The following is a 24,879-nucleotide window of genomic DNA, read 5'->3' on the forward strand; positions in this document are numbered from 1 at the left end:
GGCGCCCCAGGGGACGCCTTTCGTCGTGGTCGAAAGGGATGGGCGGTCGTCAGCCCAGTGCTTGTTCCACGTCGGCGAGCAGGTCGGCGGCGTCTTCGATACCGACGGACAGGCGCACCAGATCGTCGGGGACCTCGAGTGCCGAACCAGCGGTCGACGCGTGCGTCATGGCACCGGGATGCTCGATGAGCGACTCGACTCCGCCGAGGGACTCGGCGAGCGTGAAGATCTCGGTGCGCTTGCAGAAGTCCAGTGCCGCCTGCCGGCCGCCGGCGAGGCGGACTGAGATCATGCCGCCGAATCGGCGCATCTGCTTGGCGGCGTACTCGTGGCCGGGATGGTCGTCCAGGCCCGGGTAGAGCACCTTGGTGACGGCCTTGTGTCCCGACAGGAGTTCGACGATCTTCTCGGCGTTGTCGCAGTGCCGTTCCATACGGACCGCGAGCGTCTTGATGCCCCGCAGCGTCAGGAAGGCATCGAACGGACCGGGGACCGCGCCCGCGCCGTTCTGCAGGAACGCGAACGCAGTGTCGAGTTCCTCGTCGTTCGTCACCAGTGCGCCGCCGACCACGTCCGAGTGACCACCGATGTACTTCGTGGTCGAGTGCAGCACCACGTCGGCACCGAGCGTGAGCGGCTGCTGCAGGTACGGCGACGCGAACGTGTTGTCGACGACGAGTTTGGCGCCACCCTCGTGGGCGACGTCGGCCAGCGCCGCGATGTCACCGATGTTGAGCAACGGGTTCGTCGGCGTCTCGAGCCACACGAGCTTGGTCTCGGGCCGCAGCGCCGCGCGGACGCCGTCGGCGTCGTTCACCGACACGGGCGTGTACTCGATGCCCCACTGGGTGAAGACCTTGTCGATCAGCCGGAACGTGCCGCCGTATGCGTCGTTCGGGATGACGAGGTGGTCGCCGGGGCGCAGCACCGACCGCAGGAGGCAGTCTGTGGCCGCCATGCCCGAACCGAAAGCCCGGCCGTACGTACCACTTTCGAGCGCAGCGAGATTCGCTTCGAGGGGACGGCGGGTGGGGTTGCCGGTGCGCGCGTACTCGAAACCGTTGCGCATCTCGCCGACACCGTCCTGCGCGAACGTGGACGACGCGTAGATCGGGACGTTGACGGCACCGGTCTGCGGGTCGGGTTCGAAACCCGCGTGGATGGCGCGGGTGGCGAAACCGTGCTGAGTCTGATCGGTCATGAAGTATCTGTGTCCTATCGGCCTTGGGAGATGAATCCGAGGAGGTCGTGCCGCGTGATCACGCCGACGGGCTTGCCGTCGTCGATGACCATGAGCGCATCGGTGTCGCCGAACGCCTTCGTCGCCTCGGCAACGGACTCGCCGACGCCGATGTTGGGCAGCGGCGCACTCATGTGCTTCGCGACCGGGTCCGCGAGGTTCGCACGACCCTCGAAGACGGCGCTGAGCAATTCCCGCTCGCTGACGGACCCGGCGACCTCACCTGCGGTGACGGGCGGCTCCGCGCCGACGACGGGCATCTGGGACACGCTGTACTCGCGGAGGATCTCGATCGCGTCGCGGACCGTCTCGGAGGGATGGGTGTGCACGAGGTCGGGCAGGTCACCGGACTTGCCCCGCAGCACGTCGCCGACGGTGGAGTCGTCGGGCTTGCCGTCGAGCGGCGCCCGCAGGAATCCGTAGCTGGCCATCCACTTGTCGTTGAAGATCTTCGCCAGGTAGCCGCGGCCGCCGTCGGGCAGCAGCACGACCACCACCGCGTCCGGACCCTCACGCTCGGCGACGCGCAACGCGCCCACCATCGCCATGCCGCACGAGCCACCGACGAGCAGGCCCTCTTCCCGGGCGAGACGGCGGGTCATCTCGAAGGAGTCGGCGTCGGAGACCGCGATGATCTCGTCGGGGATGGACGCGTCGTACGCGCTGGGCCAGAAGTCCTCACCGACACCTTCGACGAGGTAGGGACGCCCGGTTCCACCGGAGTACACCGAACCCTCGGGATCGACGCCGACGACCTTGACCTTGCCGCCCGACACCTCCTTGAGGTACCGCCCGGTGCCGGAGATGGTGCCGCCGGTGCCGACGCCCGCGACGAAGTGCGTGATCTTGCCGTCGGTGTCGGCCCAGATCTCGGGGCCGGTGCTCTCGTAGTGGCTTTCGGGGCCGGCGGGGTTGGAGTACTGATTGGGCTTCCAGCCTCCGGGGAGTTCGGCAGCGAGCCGATCGGAGACGTTGTAGTAGCTGTCCGGGTGCTCCGGCGGCACGGCGGTCGGGCACACGACGACCTCGGCGCCGTAGGCGCGGAGCACGTTGCGCTTCTCTTCACCGACCTTGTCGGGGCAGACGAACACACACTTGTATCCGCGCTGCTGGGCGACGAGAGCAAGACCGATACCGGTGTTACCGGAAGTGGGTTCGACGATGGTGCCGCCCGGCTTCAGCTCGCCGGAGGCTTCGGCGGCGTCGATCATCTTCACCGCGATGCGATCCTTGGAGCTACCGCCCGGGTTGAGGTACTCGACTTTCGCCGCCACGAGTCCGGAGCCCGGTTTCACCACGGAGTTGATTTTGACGAGTGGGGTGTTTCCGATGAGGTCGACGACCGAATCCGCAATGCGCATACGACCATGTTCCCACGACCGTCTCCGGCGTCGCGGGGACGGTCGCGGGAGGCCTGGTACGACGAAGGCCCCGGGCGAATCCGCCCGGGGCCTTCGTACAGGTTGCTGCTAGTCGTTCTGGAAGTAGCTGAGCAGACGCAGGATCTCGACGTACAGCCAGACCAGGGTGACGGTCAGGCCGAGCGCGACGCCCCATGCGGCCTTCTCCGGCGCCTGGGCGCGGATCAGCTGGTCGGCGGAGTCGAAGTCCAGCAGGAAGCTGAACGCGGCGATACCGATGCACACGAGGCTGAAGATGATGGCGAGCGGGCCGCCGTCGCGCAGACCGAGGCCGCCGTCGATAAAGAAGCTCGCGATGATGTTGCCGAGCGCCAGGACGAGCACACCGACGAGCGCGCCGACGATCATCCTGGTCAGCCGCGGGGTAACCCGGATCGCGCCGGTGCGGTAGACGACGAGCATGCCGAAGAAGACACCGAACGTGCCGAGAACGGCCTGTGCGATCAGTGTCGAGCCGCCGGCACCGCCGAAGGTGATGTCGGTGAACATGAACGACAGCGCACCGAGGAAGAAGCCCTCCGCCACCGCATACGCGAGCACGATCCCCGGATTGTCCATCTTGCGACCGAAGGTGGCCACGAGAACCAGGACGAGTCCGATGAGACCGCCGCCGATCACGAACGGCGCAGCCAGACCGGTGTTCATGGTGACCAGGACGTACGAGATCAGCGCCGACACGGTGAGCACGCCGAGCGTGATACCGGTCTTCGTGACGACGTCGTCGATGGTCATCGACCGCTCGGTGGTGGGCCGGGCCCACGGATCCGTAGGCGAGTACTGCGGCTGGCCGAATTGCTGGGTGGCTTGCGTGGCACCTGCCGTCGCAGAGCCGAAACTGGCGTATCCGCCGCCCTCTTGCTTGGGCAGGTTGCGGAACACCGGGTTACTGGTGGTGCGCACCGGGCACTCCCTTCTGGTGGTCGCTTCTGTCCGCTCAACGCGTCGGCCGGGGCGAAAGTTCCCACCTCCGGATGACCGTCGGGGTCTGCTCGGGGCGGACCCCGGACAAAGGGGACTCTACCGGGTGCGCACCGACCTGGTCACCGTGAACTTGGGGTTGCGGCCCGCGACGGTCGTGGCGCCGACCACGCGATTCAGGACGGGTCGGTAGCGGAGGTGGGAGTTGTAGACCGTCCACATCTCTCCTCCGGGGCGGAGGATGCGGCCCGCCGACGCGAACATCTTCTCCGCGGCACCCGTGTGGACGGCCGCGCCGATGTGGAACGGCGGGTTGCACACGACGAGATCGACCGAGGAATCGGGCAGCGATCCCGCGACGTCGTCGCGCAGCGCCTCGACGCGATCGGCGAGACCGTTCGCGGAGGCGGTCGCCGCAGCCGACGCGACAGCAGCGGCGGATTGATCGGTGGCGACGACCCGCAGGTCCGGATGTGTCCGGGCGAGCACGGCGGCGAGGATTCCCGTTCCGCACCCGAGGTCCACGGCAACGGACGCTTCCGGCGCCGCGCGCGGCAGGAATTCGAGCAGGAAGCGGGTCCCGATGTCCAGCTTGGGGCCGGCGAACGCAGCGCCGTGCGCGACGACGACGAGATCGAGTTCGGCGAGGGTCTGCCGGACCGGGTAGGTGCTCGGACCCGGTATCAGGCTGCGTGCGGTCACCACGCGGGACTTCTGCCGGCCCCGCGATGCCCGGACCTCGGCGAACGAACGCGCAAGCACGTCGTTCATGGCCACGGTTATGTGCTTGTCCCGGCCGCCGGCGAAGACGACGACCTCGGGATCGGCGTGGGCGGCGACCGCTTCGGCGATCTCGGTGAGCGCACCGAGAGAACGCGGCAATCGCAGGAGCACGACGCGAGCGCCGGCGAGCAGATGTTCGTCGAGTGCGTGCGTGGTGAATCGGTCCGCGAGGTTCTCGCGGGAGGCGTTCGAAGCGAGGGCGCGTTCGGCCACGATCGAGTCCTGATGGACGCGCAGGCCGGTTGCGTCGTAGCGCACCGCGGTGCCGAGGGTCAGAGCACCGTACTGGTCGTCGATGACGACGACGGTGCCGCTCGGAGCCGCTTCGAGGGCTTCATGAGCTTCGTCGAGGATGAGCCGGTCGGCGGCATCGACAGCGAACAGATTGGGCGCTTCCACGTCCGGGAAGCGCCGCAACCTGTCGAACAGCGGATCTGTCAGCACTCGCCCTTGCCGGCGTTCTCGATTGCACGGAGCGTGTCCGCCTGCTGCCCTGCGTCCAGTTCCTGCCACTGCGGAAGCTGCTGCTGGGCGTCGGCGACGGCCTGTGCGGCCTGCGTCCGATCCTGGCCCCATTCCTCGAGCTCGTCCAGGTACGGCACGAGGGCGTCGCAGTTCTCCTCGTAGCTGTTGCCGAGTTCCACCCCTGCGCCGCCCTGCGCGGACGACGATGCACTCGTGGTGGTGGTGGTGGTCGTGGTGGTCTCGTCGGCCGAGGCGGTTCCGTCCGAGGATCCGCACGCCGACGCGAGCAGGACCACACCTGCGCCGAACAGCGCTGCGACAGTCTTCTTCATTGATGTCCCACTTCTGATAGCAGTGTCGTTGAGCCGGGCCGAGGGCGTCGTTGCCAGCGTCCGGTCGGATCACGGTAAACGAGGGCCCCCGGACGATTCGCGCCGGGAGTGCACATTCCGGGACTACGCTGAGAAAACGGCCGTGCGAGGTGATCGAAGCGATGCACGAGAACGAATTGATCTCGACCCAGCGCGCTCCGGCGCCGAGGGTCGACGACGCAGCGGTCGTGGACGCGCTGGCCGATGCGGGATTCACCGATGCCCGTGAAATCGGCCAGGGCGGTTTCGGGGTCGTGTACCGCTGCCGTCAGGAGTCACTGGACCGGACGGTCGCGGTGAAGGTCCTGCGCACGACGCTCGATCCCGACAATCTGGAGCGATTCCTGCGGGAGCAGCGGGCGATGGGCCGGGTTTCGGGGCACCCCAACATCTGCAATGTGCTGCAGGCCGGGACTATCGCGGAGAACCAGCCGTACCTGGTGATGCACTACCACCCCCACGATTCGCTGGAGACTCGCATCCGTCGACACGGTGCACTGCCGTGGCCGGAGGCGGTACGGATCGGCATCAAGGTCGCGGGGGCGCTCGAGACGGCTCATCGTGCCGACGTCCTGCACCGTGACATCAAGCCGGGCAACATTCTCGTCACCGAGTACGGCGCTCCGCAGCTCACCGATTTCGGTATCGCACACGTCGGCGGCGGTTTCCGCACGACGTCCGGCACGATCACCGGATCGCCCGCGTTCACCGCTCCCGAGGTCCTGCGCGGTGGGGACCCGACTCCGGCATCCGATGTGTACGGGCTCGCCGCCACCTTGTTCTGCGCGATCACCGGTCACGCCGCGTTCGAGCGCAAGGAGGGGGAGCGGGTCGTCGCGCAATTCGTCCGCATCACGTCCGAGCCCGTCCCGGATCTGCGGGGCTCCGGCATCCCGGACGACGTCTGCGCAGCCCTCGAATCGGGTATGGCACCGGATCCCGCAGAGCGACCGGCGACGGCCGCCGAATTCGGGGAGATGCTCCGGCGGATCCAATGGCGTCACGGCTTGAAGGTCGACGACATGGCGCTCCCCGGCGGCCCACCTCCCGAACCCACCGACGCATCCGGCACCGAATCGCCTAACGTCACCTACCCGGTCACCAGGGTGCCGTCGCCGTCCACTGCCCCGGCGACCCGCTTCCACCCGCCGGTGACGACCCGGCCGCTGGTCGCGCGGACCCGGTTGCTCCGCTTGCTGCGCACAGGACAGCATCGCCGGCTCACCGCAATCCACGCCCCCACCGGTTTCGGGAAGTCCACCCTCGCGGCGCAGTGGCAGGACGTCCTCACCGCCGAGGGCGTCCCGGTCGCCTGGCTGACGGTGGACAGTGACGACAACAAGGTCCTGTGGTTTCTGGCGCATCTCATCGAAGCGGTGAAGCAGGTCCGGCCGGCGCTCGCCCGCGACCTCGAGCAGATTCTGCAATCGCACGGGGACGACGCGACCCGTTACGTTCTGAGCACTCTGATCGACGAGATCTACCGGACCGGTGAGCCGATGACGCTCGTGGTGGACGACTGGCAACGCGTGACCTCGCGGGAAACCGTTGCCGCTCTGGATTTCCTGCTCGAGCAGGGACCACCGAACCTTCATGTGGTCGTCACCAGCCGACGCCGGACCGGATTACCGCTCAGCCGCTTGCGTGTACGCGACGAGCTTCTCGAAATAGACTCCACAGCACTGCGTTTCGATGACCAGGAGTCGGAGCAGTTCCTCCGCGACGTGGGTGGACTGCACCTGACGCCCGACGATGTGCGGGAACTGAACAACACGACCGAAGGGTGGGCCGCCGCGCTGCAACTCGCGTCGTTGTCGTTGCGGGACAGCGACGATCCGTCGACTCTCATCGAGAATCTCACCGGCCGCCACCACGCGATCGGGGAATATCTCGCGGACAACGTGCTCTCCACACTCGAACCGGAGATGTACGAATTTCTCAGCGCGATTTCCGTAGCGCAGTCCATCTGCGCAGGTCTGGCGATCGCTCTGACCGGCGAGCCACGGAGCCAGGCAATGCTCGAGGACGCCGAACAGCGCGACCTGTTCCTGCGGCACGTGGACGACGACCGCGTCTGGTTCCGCTTCCATCACATGTTCCGCGATTTCCTGCGCCGGCGTCTCGAACGCGACCATCCCGAGCGTGTCCCCGAACTGCACCGTGCCGCCGCACGATGGTGTGCGGAACACGACCTGCTCCGCGAGTCCGTCGATCATGCTCTCGCGGCGGGTGACACGGCATTCGCAGTGGATCTCGTGGCTTCGGACGGCATGGATCTGATGGAGCACGGGCACATGGGCACTCTCCTTGCCCTGATCGACAAACTCCCTCCTCGTGCAGTCGCCGACGACCCCCGTCTGCTCCTGAGCCGGGCGTGGGCCGACGGTGCGTTGCAACGGTTCTCCGAGGCGCGGTCGGCTCTCGCGGCCATCCCCGGTCTCTGCGCCCGGAGCACCCTGCCTCCGGACGACCTCGACGCGCTCCTCGTCGAAAGCCGCGTCGCCGAGGCGTCCCTGCTGATGAACACCGATCACGTCGAGGGCATCGAAGAGTTGGTGGAACCCGTGCTCACGGCACCCGACGAGGCGCGCCCGTGGGTGGTGGGCGCCGCGACGGTCTTCGCCTGCTACGCCGATCTCCTCAGTTTCGAATTCGACAGTGTGCGACGCAGGCAGAAGTGGGCGCGGCCGTACCACGAGCGCACACGCGGGCAGTTCGCCGCGATCTACGGGCTGTGTCTGTGCGGCATCGCTGCCAACGAACAACTCGATGTCGCGGCAGCCGAGGACTACTTCCGCCGCGCGATGCGTGCCGCCCGGCAGAGCGGGGGGATCCATACCCATGCGGGCCGGTTGTCGGCGGCAATGCTGGGTGAACTCATGTACGAACAGGGCCGAACCGCCGAGGCCGAGACCTTGCTCGACGAAAGCAAGATGCTCGGAATCGAGGGCGGCATAGCAGATTTCATGATGGCCCGGTTCGCGACCGGCGCCCGGTTGAAGATGCTGAGGGGAGACCGGCAGGCTGCTGTCGCACTGCTCGACGAGGGACTGCGCGCGGCGTCCACGCATGATCTGCCGCGGCTGCGTGCGCGCATCGAGAACGAGCGCATGCGACTGGGGATCGAACCTCGCTTGACGCCGCGGCGAACGATGCCGGATCCGGAGACCCGGCCCCCCGTCGGCCCCGAAGAGGTCACCGCACAGTTCGAGGACGCCACCGCCATCCGGATCCTCTACCGCACCGGCGAACCCGGCGCGGTGGCAGAGGCCGTCGAGTGGGCACGGTGGTGGCAACGCCGGACCGCCGGCCGGCGCCCCCGGACGCACATGAGTTACACCCGCTTGGTCGTCGCATGCCTGCACGCCGCGGGCCGGCAGGAGGAAGCGGAGCGGACTGTCGCGCCACTGGTCGCGTTGTGCGGGGAACGGGGAATGGTGCGCCACCTCATCGATGGCGGGCCGCGTGTGGTTGCGGTCCTCGAGTCGTTGCAGGACAGGGTGCGGAACGGCAGCACGCCGAAGGGCTGGCCCATCGTCGACGAGGCATTCCTCGCCGAAATGGTGCGACTGGCCGAAGAGGAAGGCGCCGGTACGCGGTTGTGACTGCCGTCGACGGCACGGCGTCCCGTCTCCCTTCGGCACCCGAACGGCCACAGTGGGGCAGACTTCCAGCATGACCACCATCCACAACGGAGAGGTCCGCACCCGGGTGTGGCGGCACGGAAAGCTCGAGGCCGAAGACTTCCCGTTCGCCGACGTGTCGGAACACCTCGAGGATCCGGACTCCCTGGTGTGGGTCGACCTGCTCGATCCGAAACCCGAGCGCCTGCTCGACCTCGCCGACGAGTTGGGCTTCGACTCCCTCGCGGTGGAGGACGCGCTCGCACGAGGCGAACGCACCAAAGCGACGCGCTACCCCACACACACCTTTCTCACGGTCTACGCCACGCATCTCCGGAGCACGCCCGACCCCGCTCTCGAAGCGTACGAATCCCGTCTCGCCACGACACGGGTGTCGGCGTTCATGATCCCCAGGTGCCTGGTGACGGTCCGTCGCGACGGTCCGTTCGACATCAACGAGGTGGTGAACCGCTGGGACGCCAATCCCGACCTGATCCGGTACGGCACTGCGGCGCTCCTGCACGGCCTCCTGGATGTGGTGGTCGACGGCCAGTTCGACACCATCCGCGACCTCGACGACGCGATCGAGGAGATCGAAGACGGCCTCTTCGCCGACCAAGCCCACACCAAGACGATCCAGCGGAACGTCTACCGGATGCGGAAGGAACTCGTCCAACTGCGAAGGGTGGTGCTGCCCATGCGGGAGATCGTCAACGCGGTCACGCATTTTCGCGCCGACCACGGCATTTCGGGCGACCTGGACAGTTGGTACGCAGATCTGTACGACCATGTCCTTCGGGCCACCGAGTGGACCGAATCACTGCGCGACATGGTGACCACCGTCTTCGAGACCAATCTGTCCCTGCAGGACGCCCGTCTCAACACCGTCATGAAGAAACTGACGGGGTGGGCCGCGATCATCGCGGTGCCGACGGCGGTGACCGGGTGGTACGGAATGAACGTGCCCTACCCCGGCTTCGGTGAGCGAGGGGGCGTCGCGTCGGTGGCGGTCATCATCGTTCTCTCCGCCGCCGTGCTGTACCTGCTGTTCAAGCGTCGTGACTGGCTCTAGGCCCTAGAGAAAGACCACGATCAGCACGATGACCAGCGCCACCACCACGAGCGACGTGATCACCCGCCACAGCCCCGCAGCGCCTCCGCCGGATCGATTTCGGGTCAGTTCGGGGTCGGCATCGGGGGCGTCACCGATGGCGTCGCCGTCGTTGGGGTCGGACATTGCTCCTCCTCGTGTCGGTCCGGTCGTGTCGGTCCAGGCAGTCTTACACGGCCGGAGAGTTTCGGGACGCGTTGTCGACCCGCTGTTTCACATCACGCGAGCCGGGTATTCGAAGCGGGAACCGTCCGACAAACAAGGAGGACCGACCGATGGCAGATTTCATCGACAAGGCAAAGCACAAGGCTGAAGAACTGGCCGGCAAGGCCAAGGAAAAGGGTGGCAAGGCCACCAATGATCGCGATCTCGAAGCCGAAGGCAAGGGCGATCAGACCAAGGGCGGTATGAAGCAGGCCGGAGACAAGGTTTCCGACGCCGCTGACGACGTCAAGCGGAGTTTCAAGCAGGCCTGATACCTGCCCGATATGCCGGGGGCCGCGCATTGTGCGCGGCCCCCGGGCATGTCGTAGGAAGACCTCAGGACGTTCCCTCGGTGTCGTCGAAGAAGTGCCACGTACCGTCCTCGTCGTTCTGAGCTTCCATCCGCCAGCCGAGTTCGCTGTTGTCGGCCCGCTTGTCCACGAACCACGCGTGCGCATCGTCCGCGCTGGAGATTTCCTTGGTCTCGACTACGTCACCCTTGGGGTCGATCACTCTGTAAGTTGCCATGCCCGAGGACTTCCCGGCACATACCCGGCCTTAAACCTTCGGAAGCGCGTAACACGCGCTGACCAGCGGAGCCGTGTCGGACGTCCGTCGGGCGGGCCGGGGGTGTAGGGTGGAGAAATCGTACGGTTCGCACGCTCCGAGCTATCTTTTCGGACGAACCTCGATGATCTTCTTCGATCTGCACCCGAGTATCCGCGCACACACTGCGCGACCTCGCCGTTTGCACCTCGTCGCTTCCCTTCGGCCGGAGTTGTCCGTGCCGAACCCGAAAGGACCACCATGAGCAGCTACACCGAAGCGAACAACCCCTTGTTCCTGCAGCCGGTCAACCCGAACGAGCCCGAGCAGGCCGAGCCGGTCGCACAGGCCCCCCAGGTCGGGCCGTACGACTACAGCTCGATCTTCTCCGGTCGCCCCTGAGCGGATTATGGTGTCGCGAACTCTACGAGAGCTCGCGACACCGCTTCACCGCGCCCGTCGTTCTGATCGGCGGCGGCGGTGAGAACGTCGATGTGGTTGTACCCGGGAAGGGTGATCAGCACGGCGTTCGGATGAGTTGTCGCCGACGGGAGCGTTATCCCGCCACTTGCCTGCACCGTGAGCACCGGGTTCCTCGAAACCCCGTCCCGGTGCAGGTGATGCGCCTCGAGTGACGGTGCCGAACTCTGGGCGAGATCCGACGGTAGGCGCATCGGGAAGTACCACTCGGTGAAGTCCAGCGGAGGCTCGGAGAGATTCCGCGCGATTTCGTCGATCGAGGTCGCTTCCCCTGTGCGCGAGGTATATCGGCTCTCCTCCGGCAGCGACGCTTCCGTCCCGACCTCGTCGTAATCCAGCCACCGGTAGACCACCCGAGGGTCGCCGTACACGGCCGGGGATGCCTTCGGGGCATCTCCGAAGGATCCGGACTCGAGCGTCGCGGGCGTCGAAGGAAGCGGGAATACCTTGTCCTGCACCGGTCCTCCGGTCATGAACCCGAGACTCGCCTGTAGGAAACTCAACGGTTGCGAGTTGTCGTCCAGGATGGCGCCGAGCACGGCTTCGTTGGTCGCGTTCAACGACCGTACGTCGGGTGTCTCGGTCGCGAACATCGCCGGATCCTTTGCCAGCAAGGTACGCAGGGTCCAGTTCACATTCGCGTTGTCCGGCATCCGCGACACGATGTCGTTGACCCCGTCCGGATTCAGCCGGGCCGCAAGTCCGGTCAGCGCAAGAATATTCGTGGTTTCGGGGTTGATCACCGCCGGCAGCGCCAAGACCGGGCTCGCCGTGGAGATCGCCCCGGTGAATGCCTCGAGCGGCGCCGCCAGCGCGTCCGGCAGTTCCGACTGCATGCCGGAACTCGGGAACGGCGCCCCGGCACGAATGACGGTGTCGAGCGCGAAGTATCCGGAGCACTGGTTGAAACCGGCGTCGTCGGTGGTCGCCGGGTCGCCGTCGAAATCCCACTCGGCGAAATAGCCGGTGATGAAGCCGCCCATGGAATGCCCGCCGCAGAGCACCTTCTCCTTGCGGACCGTCTGATCCGGAAACTCATGGCGCAGAAGGTCGTACTGGTCGCGCAGGGTCTGTTCGAGCCCGACCTGTGCGAGCCACGCGACGTCGGAGCCCGACGCATATCCCTCGAAACGCCGTCCGTCGATCTCCTTGCCGTGGAAGTAGTAGTCGGTAGCGGTGTCGAGGTCTCCCGTCGCGAGAGCGGCCTGTGTCCCGGTACGGTCTTCGAGACAGTTCGAGCGGCGGTCGAGCGCCCAGAATTCGACGTGCATGCCGTGTTCCGCAGCCGTGGCCACGGTGTTGCGGGCCACGCTCTCGAATGCCCCGGCGCCCTCGAAGATTCCGGGTTGCGCGACGAAGATCCGGTCGGCATCCGCAGAGTCCGCGGGGCCGTCGATCGACCGCCACCGGAGATAGGACAAGCGATCGCACTCCGGCGGATGCGGCCCCGCCTCGGCGGGCAGCGGTACCGCGACGGACACGACCGAGCCTGCGACCTGCGCGGCGAGCGGAGCGGTGGAGAGGTAGGGGATCTCCGTGCGGTCGCCGGATTGCCCTTGTGCGATTCCCGGGAGTACCACCATCCCGACGACAGCCGTAACGGTCGCCAGCATCGCCGTCGACACCCGCGCAACCCTGTGCACGATGTTCATGCATCCCCCCACCGATTGCCACCGATCGAACCGCACCGGACGGTGTACGGCAAGCCTGCGGTCCGGATTCCATAGATTTCACCATGGCGGGGTGGGCAGAGAACCCGATATCCACTTTCCTGCTGAGCCACAACAGGCAGACGGCTTCTGGCTATTTCAGGACAACGAGTCCATTCTTCCTTGCATGCATTGGGTCCTGTGGGCGCTCGTCGCCTGGTTGTCGGTGTCGGTGATGACAGCACTGATCGTGGGGCGCGTCATCGCGACCCGAGATCGACGTGAGGTGCCCGCGCGCGCCGGGGACGACGAGGACCAGAACCGAACCCCGGCCGTGTGACCCGCCGGCCCGGGGTCGATGGCGTGGCCGAGGGGCGCCGAACGTCCTTTCCTCTAGGGACATTCGGCCCCAATCTCGACGACTTCGGGCCTTCCGCCGGTCGCCGCGCCGCCGGCGGTGACCCGTTCCTCGAAACGGGTCACCGGCAGCGCGCCGGCCACCGACGTCACTCGACGTTGCCGAAATGACCTCGCTCACTTGCGGCGATTACGTCGCCTCTCGAGAAAGTTCGACACCCCGTTCAGCAGTTTCGACGTCTTCGTGGGACGTCCCTTCTTGCGCTGCAAAACGTCGGCGAGGAGAGACAAACCCCCGGCGACCAGCGGAACTGCGAGCGACATCAGCAACCATCGCCGCAGAGGCTTACTCAGCAGAGCCCACATGTGATGTCCTTTCACCCCACGGCCGTCTCCTCGGTCGAGGCGACGGTAGTTCGTTCCTCGGGATGACAGACGCCTTCCCCTCCTATCTATGCCCCGCCGACTCGTTACCTACTCCATCCAGCGACGATGAAGATCATCTGGCACAAGGCGATCGGGACCGCCTCGAAAACCCCGCCCGACACCGGCCGAAAGCCTCCCGCCAGGGCCGCAGGCAGGCGTAAGACGTCGTATCGCTCGGGTACGATCCATCGGGGTTAAAGAGAAGCCCATGATCGTCTATCGTGTCCGCGGTATCGAGTACGTGTTGTCGAGCCGGCGGGATCGGGTCTGTTTCAGGAGAAACCCTTAAATGAGAGTTGTTTCCGCGTCGATTACTCGACCGGTCCCCCCGCCCCACAGTCTCGGGGGAATCGAGGCTCCGGATCGCCGTTCCTCGCGTTACCGGTCGTACTCGTCGAGTGGATCCCGCGGAGAATCGGCTTCGGTTGAACCCGAACCGTTCTCGAGTTCCGACGGGGCCTCGCACAGAGTTCTCGGCCGGCCGGTGGTCTGCGCATGACGGACAACGACCAGGACGGAATCTGCACGGTCACCCCCGCGTCGAGCGGTGCCGACCCGGCGACGGTTTTCACGGCCCTTGCCGAGATTCTGTACGGCGGAGCCGACGCATCGGAGGTGTACTCGGCGATCTGTGTCGCCGCAACCCTCCTGGTACCCGGGTGCGACCACGCGAGCGTCATGCTGCGCCGCAACGGGGAGTTCGTGCTCGTCGCCGCGAGCGACGACGTCGCCGCTGCGATCGACGCCCACGAGCGGCACCTGGGCCAGGGCCCTTGCCTGGACGCCATCGAGGAAGAGGTGCCACAGATCGAAGCGGATCTGCGGACCGGATCGTCGTGGCCCGCGCTGGCCCGGGCAGTGGTCGAGTCGACGCCGGTGCGAGGGGCGATGGGATTCCGCCTGCTGATCGATCGTCGCAAGATCGGAGCACTGAATCTGTTCTCGGACACTCCCGGTGCCTTCACCTCCGCGGCGGCCGAGCACGCCAGCATGCTGGCAGCGTTCGCGTCGGTGACAGCAACGGCGATCGGGCGGGGCGAGGACATCGATTCGCTGAGGAGCGGACTGGTGAGCAACCGGGAGATCGGGAAAGCGGTCGGGCTCGTGATGGCGGCCCAGAACCTGTCCGCCGACGAGGCGTTCGACCTGCTGCGGCGTACCTCTCAGCAGGTCAATCTCAAGGTGGCCGATCTGGCCCGCACCGTCGTCGAGAATCACTCCGTCAGCCAGAAGCCCTGAGGCCTGTGACGGCGGCGTGAGCTACCGCTCTGAACTCACGCCGCCTGAGTCCGACAACCCGCCCGGGCAGATGCCAAACCTCACCATGCGTTACCCCGCGTTGCCCGCCCGGAAACCCCGTTGAGACCATCGGATTTCCGGCGTCCCTCCCCCTAGTCGTGGGCCCCTCCGCCCCCACCGCGCCGGGCCGCTCGACTCACGCCGGACTATGCCGAAGTACTCACGGCCCGGTCGTCGATCGGTGAGCTCGGTTCCGATTGGGGTTTTGCGCCCACCAGGGTGAAGCAGACACGGGCGCCCTCGTCGACGGTGGTGTCGATCCAGATGCTGCCGCCGTGGTAGTCCACGATCTTCCTGCACACCGCGAGGCCGATGCCGGTGCCCGTGTAGACGTCACGAGCATGCAGACGCTGGAAGATGACGAACACCTTCTCGGCGAACTCGGCAGGGATACCGATGCCGTTGTCGCTGACCGTGAACTGCCAACCGGCGGCACCGTCCTCCCCCTCGGCCTTCTCGCACGTTATCCGCACGACCGGGGGCCGGTCGGGATGACGGAACTTGATCGCGTTGGCCAGCAGGTTCTGCCACAGCATCGTCAGGAGCGTCGGGTCGCCGGTCAGCTCGGGCATGTCGTCCGGGCGCTCGATCCGGGCCTGCGACTCGTCGATCATGATGGCGAGATTCGATTGTGCCTTGTCCAGCGTCTTGCCCAGGTCCACGCGCAGCCGGGCGTCGTTGACGCGTCCCACACGAGAGAACGCCAGCAGGTCGTTGATCAGCACCTGCATCCGTTTCGCACCGTCCACGGCGAACGCGATGTACTGGGCTCCCCGGTCGTCGAGCTTGTCTCCGTATCGCTTCTCGAGAAGCTGACAGAAGGAGGCCACCTTGCGGAGAGGCTCCTGCAGGTCGTGGGACGCGACGTAGGCGAACTGTTCGAGTTCGGTGTTGGAGCGACGAAGCTCGTCCGCCTGGGCATCGAGATCGGCGGTCTGCCGGGCGAGCTTGTCCTGCTGCCGGCGTGCATCCGTCAACGCGTGGGCGATGTGCTCGCGCATCGCCTCGACATCGTTCGCGAGGTGCCGGATGTCCTTCGGGCCCTGCGGGTAGATGTGCTGATCGAAGTTGCCGTCGCCGGCAACGCGCCGCGCCGCTGCCCGCAGACGGACGAGCGGCGTGGCGACGAGGTTGTGCACCAGCACCACCATGAGCGCGCCGGTGAGCAGGAAACCCACCACCATCGCCACGAGAACCGAATTGCGGACCGTGCGGGCTTGCACGAGCCCCTCATAGCCGTCCGCCTGTGCCTGGACGAGCATCGCGTTCTGGTCCCCGAACTGAGCGCGCAGCACGTCGAAGGCGGCACGTCCGCGTTCGATCTCCGCGATGCCGGTTCGCTCCGTCCCGCTCGGTGGGGCATCCACGAGCGGCTCTGCGTACTCGGCACGCCATGCCGCCGCATTCGACGTGATGGCATCGAGGTTGGCGAGCAGATCGCTGTGGCCGGCCATCAGGGTGCGCAGCCGATCGACGGAGTTCTTCTCTGCCTCGAGTCCGGTGAGGTACGGCTCGAGAAATCCCGGGTCGCCGGTGAGCGCATACCCGCGAGCCCCGGTCTCCTGGTTCAGGAGTGCCGACTGGAACCGGTATGCCTCCACCTGCGCCGGCTGGATCTCGACGACCAGTTCGTCGGTGATCCGGGCCGTGCGGTCGATGAAGTAGGTTCCGATGACCGTACCCACCAGCAAGAACATCGCCATGGCGGCGAAGGCGACCTGGAACCAGCCCTGGACGGTCATCCGGGAGCCGATCTGTTCGCTCCTGGGTTCGGGTAACGAGGGATCTCTCATGCTCGCTTAGGTCCTCTTCTTGTTACTTCGCACGGCACACCGCTCCGATGCCCCGCGTACGTTCCGGCCCGAGCGTGACGGCAAGACCCTGTCGGCAGGGGCACCCGATCGAGAACACCGCCGTAGCGTACTGGGAGGAATCGGACAGGGGTAATCACGCGACTTCCGCCGGTGCGCTCCGGCCCTGCTTTCCATCCGGAGAAGGACCTAGGTCGTTGACACGGCTCATACCTGCGCGTTCACCGAGTACTACCACGTAGGCGCGGAGGCCACCATGATCATTTTCATCGGACTAGTTCTCCTTATTGCCGCCGTTGTCGTCGGCGTTGTGGGCGTATTGACCAACAGCGGCGACGAACACGCGATCACCGACGGGTTCTCCGTGTTCGGTTACGACGTCACGGGGTCGACCGGCACTCTGTTTCTGTACGGCATCGTCGTGGGCGCGGTCGGCCTGCTCGGGCTGAGCCTGCTCATGGCCGGTGCCCGGAGATCGTCCCGGAAAGCCAGGAATGCGCGCCGCGAGGCGAAGGACGCCCGCAAGGAGGCAACGGAAGCGCAGCACGATCGCGACCGCATCGCGGAACAGAACAGTGCGCTCGCTGCCGACTCGAATGCCGGCGCTCCCCCGCACCGGACCGCACCCGCGCCCCACGACGCGGCGGGTCCCAGCAGCGGTGCAACGTCGTACGGAGCCCACGAACGCGGTGCGCAACCTCCACGGGACGACCGACCCTGAACGCTTCCGGCCGGTGTCTTCAGTTCGAAGTGCCCCCAGTCGGACTCGAACCGACACTTGGCGGATTTTAAGTCCGCTGCCTCTGCCAATTGGGCTATAGGGGCCGTCCGGATCACCCTAACGCGTGACGGACCGCGCGATCCCGTCGAGGATGTCGTGTTCGCTCACCACGAGTTCGGTGATGCCCGCACGACGTTCGAGTTCGTCGGCCAGCACGGTGGTGACGATCGCGCCGCCACAGATGACGTCCACGCGACCGGGGTGCATCGGCCCGAGGGCCGCGCGCTCCTCGCGGGTGGCGGCGAGCAATCCGTCGCACACCTGCCGGAGGCGATCGAATCCGACGGTCGACAGATGAACCCTCGCCGGGTCGTAGGTGTCGAGGTTGTTGCCGAGCGCGGCCAGAGTGGTCATGGTGCCGGCGACACCGATCCAGGTGCGGGCTTGTTCGACGGGCACCTGCGCGAGGGCCTCGGAGATCTTCTCTTCCGCGATCTCTCGTGCCGCCGCGATCTGGGCGTCGGTGGGCGGATCGTCGTGCAGGCACCGCTCGGTGAGGCGCACACATCCGATGTCCGTGGAATACGCTGCGTGAACGCCATTTTCGTCGCCCAGCACGACTTCGGTGGAGCCGCCACCGAGGTCGACGACGACGAAAGGCCCACGCGCGGCGTCGAGTTCGCCGACGGCACCGGCAAACGACAGCCGCGCTTCTTCGTCGCCGGTGATGACTTCGGCCTCGGCGCCGGGGATCACGGCTCCGAGCACCTCCCGGGTCATGGAGAAGAAGTCTTCGCGGTTCTGCGCGTCGCGAGTGGCCGACGTCGCGACCATACGCACCCCGGTCGCACCGGTGTCAGCGATGATTCCGGCGTACTCGGTGAGCGCGATACGGGTTCGCTCGATCGCTTCGGGCGCGAGACGACCCGTCGCGTCGACGCCCTGTCCGAGCCGCACGACGCGCATCAGCCGTGTGACGTCGGTGAGGGTGCCGTCGTCGGCGATGTCCGCGACCAGCAGGCGAATGGAGTTGGTACCGCAGTCGATACCCGCTACCCGGGAGCCGCTCACTGCTGCTCTCCGCGCAGTTCGGCGTACGTGGGCCAGTCCGCGGGCACGGCGGTGCCGCGCAGGCCCGCATCTGCCGCGAGCGCGACAGCTTCGTCGCCGAGCAAGTTGAGGCCCGGGCCCTTCGCGAGCGAATGCGCGATGAGCACGTGCAGGCACTTGACCCGGTCGGGCATGCCTCCGCCCGTGAAGTCGGTACCCAGCGATTCGATCGCGTTGCGTTCGGCAAGGTACGACTCGTGCGCGCGCCGGTACGAGGCGGCGAGTTCGGCGTCGGTGCCGAGCCGTTCGGTCATCTCCCGCATCACACCCGCGGATTCCTGCCGGCTCGCCTCCGCGGTGAGCCGCGGGTCGGTGAGGTAGTACAGCGTCGGGAACGGTGTGCCGTCGGGCAGTTTCGGGGCGGTCTTGACCACTCCGGGCACGCCGTCGGGGCAACGGTAGGCGATGGCCAGGACGCCGCGGGGTTCGCGCCCGAGCTGTGCTGCAACGGCGTCGAGGTCTTCCTGCGTCACTGAATCGGTCACCCGGGGATATCTCCTGGTTCTGGGGGTGCCACAGGCATCGGCTGCGGCAGTGGTTCGGTCTCGGGTTCGGGAGGCGGTTCGGCCACCGAACGCCACAGGTCGCTGTACCAGGCGCCGGTGGTCGGCGACTCCGGTTCTTGTTCTTCGAATTCGGGCGGCACGTCGCCGGGCAACTGAACCATGTAGGGAATGTCGCCGGGCATCACGAAGCGCAACCGCTCTCGCGCCTGCGCACGGATCCAGGCCGGATCCTGGATGTGGGCCTTCTGTTCTTCGAGCGCGGCGATCTCCGTCTCGAGCTGTTCGCGTTCGCGCGCGAGTTGCTCGGCTTCGGAGCGCTGGCTCACGTACGTCCGCAACGGCACCGCAAGAGTCAACGCGAGCGCGCACACCACGAGCGCGAGGATGACCGCGCGGCCCGTGGACAGACCCAGGAACGTGCGTTCCTGGGTCCGGCGCGACGCGCCGTCCGCGCCGACCCGCGTGGGCCGGGCACGGCCGGAAGCGCCGGAACGCCCGCGACCGGGGGACGAATGGACAGGGTCCTCGCGCCCGGCGGGACGGGCTCCGGCGCTCTCGGTTCCGCTGTCGACCGGAGCGGTAGATCCCGTGGGTCGTGCCCGACCGGGCCGTCGCGTGCTTGCCACACCATCGGTGCGGGCTCGACGGGCTCCGGGCCGGGATCTACCGCGCTGGCTCATACCGGAGTTCAGCCCTCGAGGTTGAACCGCGGGAAGGCCACTTCACCCGCGTAGCGGGCAGCGTCCCCGAGGGACTCCTCGATGCGGAGCAACTGGTTGTACTTCGCGACGCGCTCGGAGCGTGCCGGTGCACCGGTCTTGATCTGACCGCTGCCCACCGCTACCGCGAGGTCGGCGATGGTGGTGTCCTCGGTCTCGCCGGAACGGTGGCTCATCATCGTCTTGTAGCCGTTGCGGTGCGCGAGATCGACGGCATCCAGCGTCTCGGTGAGCGTGCCGATCTGGTTCACCTTCACGAGCAGCGCGTTCGCGGCACCCTTGACGATGCCCTCTTCGAGGCGCTCGGGGTTGGTGACGAAGAGGTCGTCACCGACGAGCTGCAACTTGCCGCCGAGCTTGTCGGTGAGCGCAACCCAGCCTTCCCAGTCGTCCTCGCTGAGCGGGTCCTCGACGGACACGAGCGGGTACGCGGCGAGCAGTTCGGCGTAGAAGTCCGCCATCTCGTCGGCGGTGCGGTTCTTGCCCTCGAACGCGTAGCCGGTGCCCTCGGTGTAGAACTCGGTGGCCGCGACGTCCAGTGCCAGCGCGACGTCGGTGCCCAGCTTCAGACCGGTCTTCGAGACGGCCTCGCTGATCAGGTCGAGTGCTTCCTTCGTACCTGCGACGTCCGGAGCGAAACCGCCCTCGTCACCGAGACCGGTGGCCAGCCCCCGGCTCTTGAGGACGGACTTGAGCGAGTGGTACACCTCCGCACCCCACCGCAGCGATTCCTTGAAGGTGGGTGCACCGATCGGAGCGACCATGAACTCCTGCACGTCGACACCGGTGTCGGCATGCGCACCACCGTTGAGGATGTTCATCATGGGGACCGGAAGAATGTGCGCGTTCGGGCCACCGAGGTAACGGAACAGCTCGAGTCCGGCGGACTCGGCGCCGGCCTTGGCGACGGCGAGCGACGCACCGAGAAGTGCGTTGGCGCCGAGGCGGCCCTTGTCGGGCGTGCCGTCCGCGTCGAGAAGTGCCTGGTCGACCGTGCGCTGCTCGGTCGCGTCGATGCCGATGATGGCGGGCGCGATCTCCTCGAGCACTGCCTCCACGGCCTTTTCGACGCCCTTGCCGCCGTAACGGTCGCCGCCGTCACGCAGTTCGACGGCTTCGTGCTCACCCGTGGAGGCGCCGGAGGGCACCGCGGCGCGGGCGAAACTTCCGTCCTCGAGCAGCACCTCGACCTCGACCGTCGGGTTGCCCCGGGAGTCGAGGATCTCGCGGGCTCCTACCTGCTCAATGATGGCCACTGGCTGATTCTCCTTCGATGGACTTCACGCTGCGGTGTCTGCACGCTGTGGACAGCCTAACGGCTCGACCAGGGTGTGAGGCACAGGCGCGCGTCTGGGAGCCGGCCACCGCCCGCGCGGACCGTACGCCCCGGGCCGGCTACGGACGTACGCCCACACCGTACGCGGCTGCACGGTCGCGGACGAGGGTCATGTACTCCCCCGACAGGTTGTAGGCCATCAGCGCTCGCGTCCACCCTTCCGCACCGGTCAGGTCACCACCTCTGTCGCACAGGTAGCGCCCGGCGCTGAGCGCGGCGTCGTCGATGTTGTCCGGGTCCGCCACGCCGTCCCCGTTGGCGTCCACGCCCCACCGCTCCCATGTCTCGGGAATGAACTGCATCGGTCCCATGGCCCGGTCCAGCAGGGGGTCGCCGTCGAGTTCGCCGCCGTCGGTGTCGCGGATCTCGGCGAGGCCGGGTCCGCCGTCGAGCGGTACACCCCGTATCTCGGGTGTCGCCGTGCCGTCGGGCCCGAGGGTGGCTCCGCCGTGCCGTCCGTGCCTGCTCTCGACGCTGCCGATGCCCGCGAGAGTGGTCCAGGCGAGGCCGCACTCGGGTCGTGTGGCCGCCAGCACGGCCGCGGCGTGGCCGTACGCCTCGAGGGCAATCACCGGGATGTCCAGCGCTTCTGCCTGTGGTTCTGCCCATTCCCGGAGCAGGCCGGCCGTGCGCCCGGGACCGGAGAAGTCGATCGGCGGAACCTCCGTGCCGCGCGCGGGCGGTACGCCCTCCGGAATTTCGATCCTGGGTCCCTGCGGCGCGGTCAGGTTGATCCCCACGGCGAGCAGAACCACGACCCCGAAGATTCCGAACAGGAAGATCGGCCAGGGTGAGCGGCGTCGGCGCGGTGCTTGGTACACCCCTCCATACTCCATGGGTCACGCGAGTGAGCGCCCGAGCGGCACCGTCAGTAGGCGCCTTCCCTGCGCAGCACCGCCCCGATCGTGCGACGGAGAATCGACAGGTCCATGGCGAAACTCCAGTTCTCGACATACCGCAGGTCGGCGCGAACGGACTCTTCCCAGGAGAGATCGCTGCGACCGCTGACCTGCCACAGCCCTGTCAGACCCGGCTTGACGAAGAGTCTGCGGTGCGCCCCGTCCTCGCCGTAGCGCGCGACCTCGGCTTCCAGCGCGTAATAGGAATTGCATCGAGAGTAAGGGCAACACCCACACCTTTCAAACGGAAGCCCAATATTTCAGTATGTTTCCACCGGCTTTTTAGTCTATGAGTATTCTTGACACTGAGAAACGGATGTGCAGTCGGAGTTCGCCCAACGAAGCGGTCAGCGTCCACGTGGCCGCGACCGGCCACCCGAGGAGAAAGAATCGCATGATGATCGGACTCCGGACGCCGGGGCTACGCGAGATCGCGGTCCTCGGAGTGCGCTGCGGCGACATAGCGGCGGGGATGGGTGGGACGTTGCTGACACTGACTTCCGGGGAGAGTGGGTCGCTACGTATTCGCGCCCTCGTGCTGTCGGGGGCGAACACCCACCGCGAGGTCGAGGAACATCGCACCCTCTCGGCGCTGTGCGGAAGTGCCGAACTCGACCTCCGCGTACTGCAGGTACCGGGCAGCAGCACCGGCTGGCGGGGTCACGAGATGATTTCGGCGCTCGAGGAGATCCGTTATCGGTGCGAACCGGACGTCGTCTACGGTCCACACCGCGCCGCCGGCACGGTGGTCGCGGGGTTCTCCGAAGGTCACGGTGTCGCAGACCGTGCCGAAGACGCAGACCTCTCGGAAGACGCGGATTTTTCGCAAGACACCGGCATCGCCGAGTACGTGCACCAGGTCTTCCGCGATCATGTTGTGCTGGGGTACGAGACGCCGCACCGCCGCGCCGCCGCCGGAGCCGCCACCCTCTTCCATCCCCTGACCCGGGAAGTCGTCGAACGGAAGACCCATATCGTGTCCGCCCCCGGGCGTTCCGGCCCCGCGGACCTGTCACCACTTCCGGAGCTGGCCCGCCTGCGCGGGTTGCAGTGCGGCAGTCCGTACGCCGAAGCGTTCGTCGCCGAGAAGGTCGTCCTTCCCGACCCGAGTGGGCGGCCGTCGGCTCCCGTGGCGCGCGAGACCGGACGCTCACGGTGACGGGTTGCCGCGCATGCGGTCATCCGGATCTCGATCCGGCGCTCGACCTCGGCCCTGTGCCCGGGTCCAGCCGATTTCCGTTTCGCGGAACCTCCGTCCTTCCCGGCGAAGTGCGCAACCGCCTGTCGATGATGCTGTGTCGTGGGTGCGGGCTGGCCCAACTCGGGAGTGACGCCGGCCCGCACGCTCGCCTCGGCGGAAGCCGTACGTCCCGCCACGACATCGAGCACGCGATCGGACTGGCTCGCGGCTCCGGTCTCCTCGACGGCGGAACCATGTCGGAACTCGCAGCGAGCAGCGCCGACCGATGGCTCCCGCACTTGGAGCACGGCGACTTTCGGGCAGCCCGCCCCGGCGAACCGTCCTCGGTGGTGGTCGACTCGTTCGTGCTCGAACAGGAACCCGACCAGTACAAGGCGCTCCGGGCACGGGCCGCCGCACTGGCCACCGACGGAGTTCTCCTGCTGAAGCTCCATGCCTTGTCGGCGATCGTCGCCCAGGGCCGATGGGACGCTGTGCAGTACGGGCGTTTCGCGTATTACAGCCTCACCACGCTGCGTCGCGCCCTCGAAGACGTGGGACTCCTCCTCTGGAACGCCTGGCCCGTCGGACCGACGGCAGACGTGATACTCGTTGCGGCCCTGCGCGACAACTCGTTGTCTCCCGAGCCGTTCGTGCGCCGGCGACTCGCCTCCGAACGAGAGGAAGGCATCACCGACGTTCGGACGATCCGTGTCCTGCAGACCGTCGCGGATCGGCAGGCGGCCGCGCTGCGCACCTGGCTCCAGCTGATGGCTCTCCGACACCGGACTGTGATCGCCTACGGGGCAACAGCTTCGAGTATCACCTTGTTCGCCCGGGCGCAGGTGGACGCCACTCTGGTCGCTGCGGTCGCCGATCCTTCGCCGGAGCGGTTCGGACGGAGGATGCCGGGCACCGACGTGCCCATCGTCTCGCCCGAGGCGATGGTGGCGACAGCACCCGACCATATTCTCGTCACGGCACCGCACGAGCTGACAGCCCTGCGCCGGCGCCACCCGGAACTCGAAGGCAGATGGACGGTGATGCCGCGCAGCACCGACGACTTCTACCGCGGGGGTTGAGAACTCGCCGGTGTGCCGATCAGCAAACCCAGTGACGCTTCCAGGTGTCGGGATCGAGCGGTGTGGTGCCGGCGGATCGCTCGGCCGCCCGGATCGCTCGGGCGAACCGCAGGACGATGCTGCGCAATCTCGCCTCCGTGTCGCCGGAACCGTCGATCCGGACCGTTCGCAAATCGTCGGGGACCAATTCGTCGGGGAATCCGGCGCGGCGCGCGCGTTCGAGGACCTTGTCGACCAGCGCCAAACTCGGCTGAGCCATGGCGATGCCGTCGAGACACGACTCGCGTGCCTTCTCCGCCTTCTTGGCGACCTCCCACGCGGCTTCCTGCTCCGCGACATCCATCGGCCCGGTGTGACCGTTGGTCAGGTGGGGGCTGCGCGCAGCGAGCTTGGCGACGAGCGTCGCAGCAACGTCGTCGACCGTGAAGGCTCCCGACTCCTGTGCGATCCGGGAGTGGAAGAGCACCTGCAGCAGCAGATCACCGAGTTCTTCCCGCAGCGCGTCCAGATCGCCGGAATCGATCGCGTCGAGGACTTCGTACGTCTCCTCGACGAGATACCGGCGCAGCGACTCGTGTGTCTGGGTGACCTCCCAGCCGCCGAACGACCACAGCCGGTCCAT

Annotated in this window: 25 protein-coding genes, 1 tRNA gene and 1 pseudogene; 9 read left to right on the forward strand and 18 right to left on the reverse strand. The window is 67.0% G+C overall.

What is annotated here, in order from left to right; translation table 11 throughout:
- Window positions 1-49: 49 nt before the first annotated feature.
- From AC0B44_RS01075 to AC0B44_RS01095, 5 genes are all read right to left on the reverse strand, one after another.
- Complete coding sequence (locus AC0B44_RS01075) at window positions 50-1,201, reverse strand: cystathionine gamma-synthase (protein ID WP_471901082.1); 1,152 nt, start codon at window positions 1,199-1,201, stop codon at window positions 50-52.
- Between the two features lie 14 nt (window positions 1,202-1,215).
- On the reverse strand, window positions 1,216-2,601 hold the full coding sequence (locus AC0B44_RS01080; protein WP_471901083.1) for a cystathionine beta-synthase: 1,386 nt from the start codon (window positions 2,599-2,601) through the stop codon (window positions 1,216-1,218).
- 108 nt (window positions 2,602-2,709) lie between these two features.
- The gene (locus AC0B44_RS01085; protein ID WP_471901084.1) at window positions 2,710-3,561 is read right to left on the reverse strand and encodes a Bax inhibitor-1/YccA family protein; all 852 of its coding nucleotides are present in this window, start codon (window positions 3,559-3,561) and stop codon (window positions 2,710-2,712) included.
- A 117-nt stretch (window positions 3,562-3,678) separates the two neighbouring features.
- A complete protein-coding gene (locus tag AC0B44_RS01090; RefSeq protein ID WP_471901085.1) occupies window positions 3,679-4,806 on the reverse strand; it encodes a class I SAM-dependent methyltransferase in 1,128 nt (375 codons plus the stop codon).
- On the reverse strand, window positions 4,800-5,159 hold the full coding sequence (locus AC0B44_RS01095) for a hypothetical protein (RefSeq protein WP_471901086.1): 360 nt from the start codon (window positions 5,157-5,159) through the stop codon (window positions 4,800-4,802). The genes AC0B44_RS01090 and AC0B44_RS01095 overlap by 7 nt, the downstream gene beginning before the upstream one ends.
- A 161-nt stretch (window positions 5,160-5,320) precedes the next feature.
- Here AC0B44_RS01095 and AC0B44_RS01100 point away from each other — a divergent pair, with 161 nt between their 5' ends.
- Both AC0B44_RS01100 and AC0B44_RS01105 read left to right on the forward strand, forming a co-directional pair.
- The gene (locus tag AC0B44_RS01100; RefSeq protein WP_471901087.1) at window positions 5,321-8,803 is read left to right on the forward strand and encodes a protein kinase domain-containing protein; all 3,483 of its coding nucleotides are present in this window, start codon (window positions 5,321-5,323) and stop codon (window positions 8,801-8,803) included.
- 70 nt (window positions 8,804-8,873) lie between these two features.
- Window positions 8,874-9,893: a magnesium transporter CorA family protein gene (locus tag AC0B44_RS01105; RefSeq protein ID WP_471901088.1), complete on the forward strand. Its 1,020-nt coding sequence runs from the start codon at window positions 8,874-8,876 to the stop codon at window positions 9,891-9,893.
- A gap of 3 nt (window positions 9,894-9,896) precedes the next feature.
- On the opposite strand, the gene AC0B44_RS01110 is transcribed toward AC0B44_RS01105, so the two are convergent.
- Window positions 9,897-10,058, reverse strand: a complete 162-nt coding sequence (locus AC0B44_RS01110; RefSeq protein WP_471901089.1) for a hypothetical protein — start codon at window positions 10,056-10,058, stop codon at window positions 9,897-9,899.
- A gap of 149 nt (window positions 10,059-10,207) precedes the next feature.
- Here AC0B44_RS01110 and AC0B44_RS01115 point away from each other — a divergent pair, with 149 nt between their 5' ends.
- The gene (locus AC0B44_RS01115) at window positions 10,208-10,408 is read left to right on the forward strand and encodes a CsbD family protein (RefSeq protein ID WP_471901090.1); all 201 of its coding nucleotides are present in this window, start codon (window positions 10,208-10,210) and stop codon (window positions 10,406-10,408) included.
- A gap of 64 nt (window positions 10,409-10,472) precedes the next feature.
- Here AC0B44_RS01115 and AC0B44_RS01120 read toward each other — a convergent pair whose 3' ends face one another.
- Window positions 10,473-10,664, reverse strand: a complete 192-nt coding sequence (locus AC0B44_RS01120; protein ID WP_471901091.1) for a hypothetical protein — start codon at window positions 10,662-10,664, stop codon at window positions 10,473-10,475.
- Window positions 10,665-10,943: 279 nt separating this feature from the next.
- Between AC0B44_RS01120 and AC0B44_RS01125 the strand changes: the two genes are divergently transcribed.
- Window positions 10,944-11,084: a hypothetical protein gene (locus AC0B44_RS01125; protein WP_471901092.1), complete on the forward strand. Its 141-nt coding sequence runs from the start codon at window positions 10,944-10,946 to the stop codon at window positions 11,082-11,084.
- 5 nt (window positions 11,085-11,089) lie between these two features.
- Here AC0B44_RS01125 and AC0B44_RS01130 read toward each other — a convergent pair whose 3' ends face one another.
- On the reverse strand, window positions 11,090-12,814 hold the full coding sequence (locus tag AC0B44_RS01130) for a hypothetical protein (RefSeq protein ID WP_471901093.1): 1,725 nt from the start codon (window positions 12,812-12,814) through the stop codon (window positions 11,090-11,092).
- Between the two features lie 184 nt (window positions 12,815-12,998).
- Between AC0B44_RS01130 and AC0B44_RS01135 the strand changes: the two genes are divergently transcribed.
- Window positions 12,999-13,151 carry a hypothetical protein gene (locus tag AC0B44_RS01135; protein WP_471901094.1) on the forward strand — a complete coding sequence of 51 codons (153 nt, stop codon included), beginning with the start codon at window positions 12,999-13,001 and terminating at the stop codon, window positions 13,149-13,151.
- Between the two features lie 194 nt (window positions 13,152-13,345).
- On the opposite strand, the gene AC0B44_RS01140 is transcribed toward AC0B44_RS01135, so the two are convergent.
- Window positions 13,346-13,534: a hypothetical protein gene (locus AC0B44_RS01140; protein WP_471901095.1), complete on the reverse strand. Its 189-nt coding sequence runs from the start codon at window positions 13,532-13,534 to the stop codon at window positions 13,346-13,348.
- Window positions 13,535-14,089: 555 nt separating this feature from the next.
- Here AC0B44_RS01140 and AC0B44_RS01145 point away from each other — a divergent pair.
- Window positions 14,090-14,833: a GAF and ANTAR domain-containing protein gene (locus AC0B44_RS01145; protein WP_471901096.1), complete on the forward strand. Its 744-nt coding sequence runs from the start codon at window positions 14,090-14,092 to the stop codon at window positions 14,831-14,833.
- 206 nt (window positions 14,834-15,039) lie between these two features.
- Here AC0B44_RS01145 and AC0B44_RS01150 read toward each other — a convergent pair whose 3' ends face one another.
- Entirely contained in the window at window positions 15,040-16,686 is a 1,647-nt protein-coding gene (locus AC0B44_RS01150) for a sensor histidine kinase (RefSeq protein ID WP_471901097.1), read from the reverse strand.
- A 274-nt stretch (window positions 16,687-16,960) separates the two neighbouring features.
- Between AC0B44_RS01150 and AC0B44_RS01155 the strand changes: the two genes are divergently transcribed.
- Window positions 16,961-17,425 carry a hypothetical protein gene (locus tag AC0B44_RS01155; protein WP_471901098.1) on the forward strand — a complete coding sequence of 155 codons (465 nt, stop codon included), beginning with the start codon at window positions 16,961-16,963 and terminating at the stop codon, window positions 17,423-17,425.
- A gap of 30 nt (window positions 17,426-17,455) precedes the next feature.
- Here AC0B44_RS01155 and AC0B44_RS01160 read toward each other — a convergent pair.
- The 7 genes and pseudogenes from AC0B44_RS01160 to AC0B44_RS01190 form a co-directional block, all read right to left on the reverse strand.
- Window positions 17,456-17,529, reverse strand: a tRNA-Leu gene (locus AC0B44_RS01160).
- Between the two features lie 13 nt (window positions 17,530-17,542).
- Window positions 17,543-18,496 (reverse strand): Ppx/GppA phosphatase family protein, encoded by a 954-nt coding sequence (locus AC0B44_RS01165; protein ID WP_471901099.1) that lies wholly within the window; start codon window positions 18,494-18,496, stop codon window positions 17,543-17,545.
- Window positions 18,493-19,020 (reverse strand): DUF501 domain-containing protein, encoded by a 528-nt coding sequence (locus AC0B44_RS01170; protein ID WP_471901100.1) that lies wholly within the window; start codon window positions 19,018-19,020, stop codon window positions 18,493-18,495. Before AC0B44_RS01170 ends, AC0B44_RS01165 begins: the two co-directional genes overlap by 4 nt.
- Window positions 19,017-19,667: an FtsB family cell division protein gene (locus AC0B44_RS01175; RefSeq protein WP_471901101.1), complete on the reverse strand. Its 651-nt coding sequence runs from the start codon at window positions 19,665-19,667 to the stop codon at window positions 19,017-19,019. The genes AC0B44_RS01170 and AC0B44_RS01175 overlap by 4 nt, the downstream gene beginning before the upstream one ends.
- Before the next feature lie 62 nt (window positions 19,668-19,729).
- Window positions 19,730-21,016 carry a phosphopyruvate hydratase gene (gene eno / locus AC0B44_RS01180; protein ID WP_471901102.1) on the reverse strand — a complete coding sequence of 429 codons (1,287 nt, stop codon included), beginning with the start codon at window positions 21,014-21,016 and terminating at the stop codon, window positions 19,730-19,732.
- Window positions 21,017-21,155: 139 nt separating this feature from the next.
- Window positions 21,156-21,917, reverse strand: coding sequence for a lytic transglycosylase domain-containing protein (locus AC0B44_RS01185; RefSeq protein WP_471901103.1), 762 nt, complete (start codon window positions 21,915-21,917; stop codon window positions 21,156-21,158).
- Window positions 21,918-21,964: 47 nt separating this feature from the next.
- A pseudogene (locus AC0B44_RS01190) lies at window positions 21,965-22,189 on the reverse strand (sugar transferase); the annotation flags it as partial.
- A 200-nt stretch (window positions 22,190-22,389) separates the two neighbouring features.
- Here AC0B44_RS01190 and AC0B44_RS01195 point away from each other — a divergent pair.
- Together AC0B44_RS01195 and AC0B44_RS01200 are read left to right on the forward strand one after the other, a co-directional pair.
- A complete protein-coding gene (locus AC0B44_RS01195; RefSeq protein ID WP_471901104.1) occupies window positions 22,390-23,154 on the forward strand; it encodes a PIG-L family deacetylase in 765 nt (254 codons plus the stop codon).
- Window positions 23,151-24,257 carry a methyltransferase domain-containing protein gene (locus AC0B44_RS01200; protein ID WP_471901105.1) on the forward strand — a complete coding sequence of 369 codons (1,107 nt, stop codon included), beginning with the start codon at window positions 23,151-23,153 and terminating at the stop codon, window positions 24,255-24,257. The genes AC0B44_RS01195 and AC0B44_RS01200 overlap by 4 nt, the downstream gene beginning before the upstream one ends.
- A gap of 19 nt (window positions 24,258-24,276) precedes the next feature.
- On the opposite strand, the gene AC0B44_RS01205 is transcribed toward AC0B44_RS01200, so the two are convergent.
- Complete coding sequence (locus tag AC0B44_RS01205; protein WP_471901359.1) at window positions 24,277-24,879, reverse strand: nucleoside triphosphate pyrophosphohydrolase; 603 nt, start codon at window positions 24,877-24,879, stop codon at window positions 24,277-24,279.

This window comes from Rhodococcus sp. NPDC019050 (assembly GCF_055664235.1).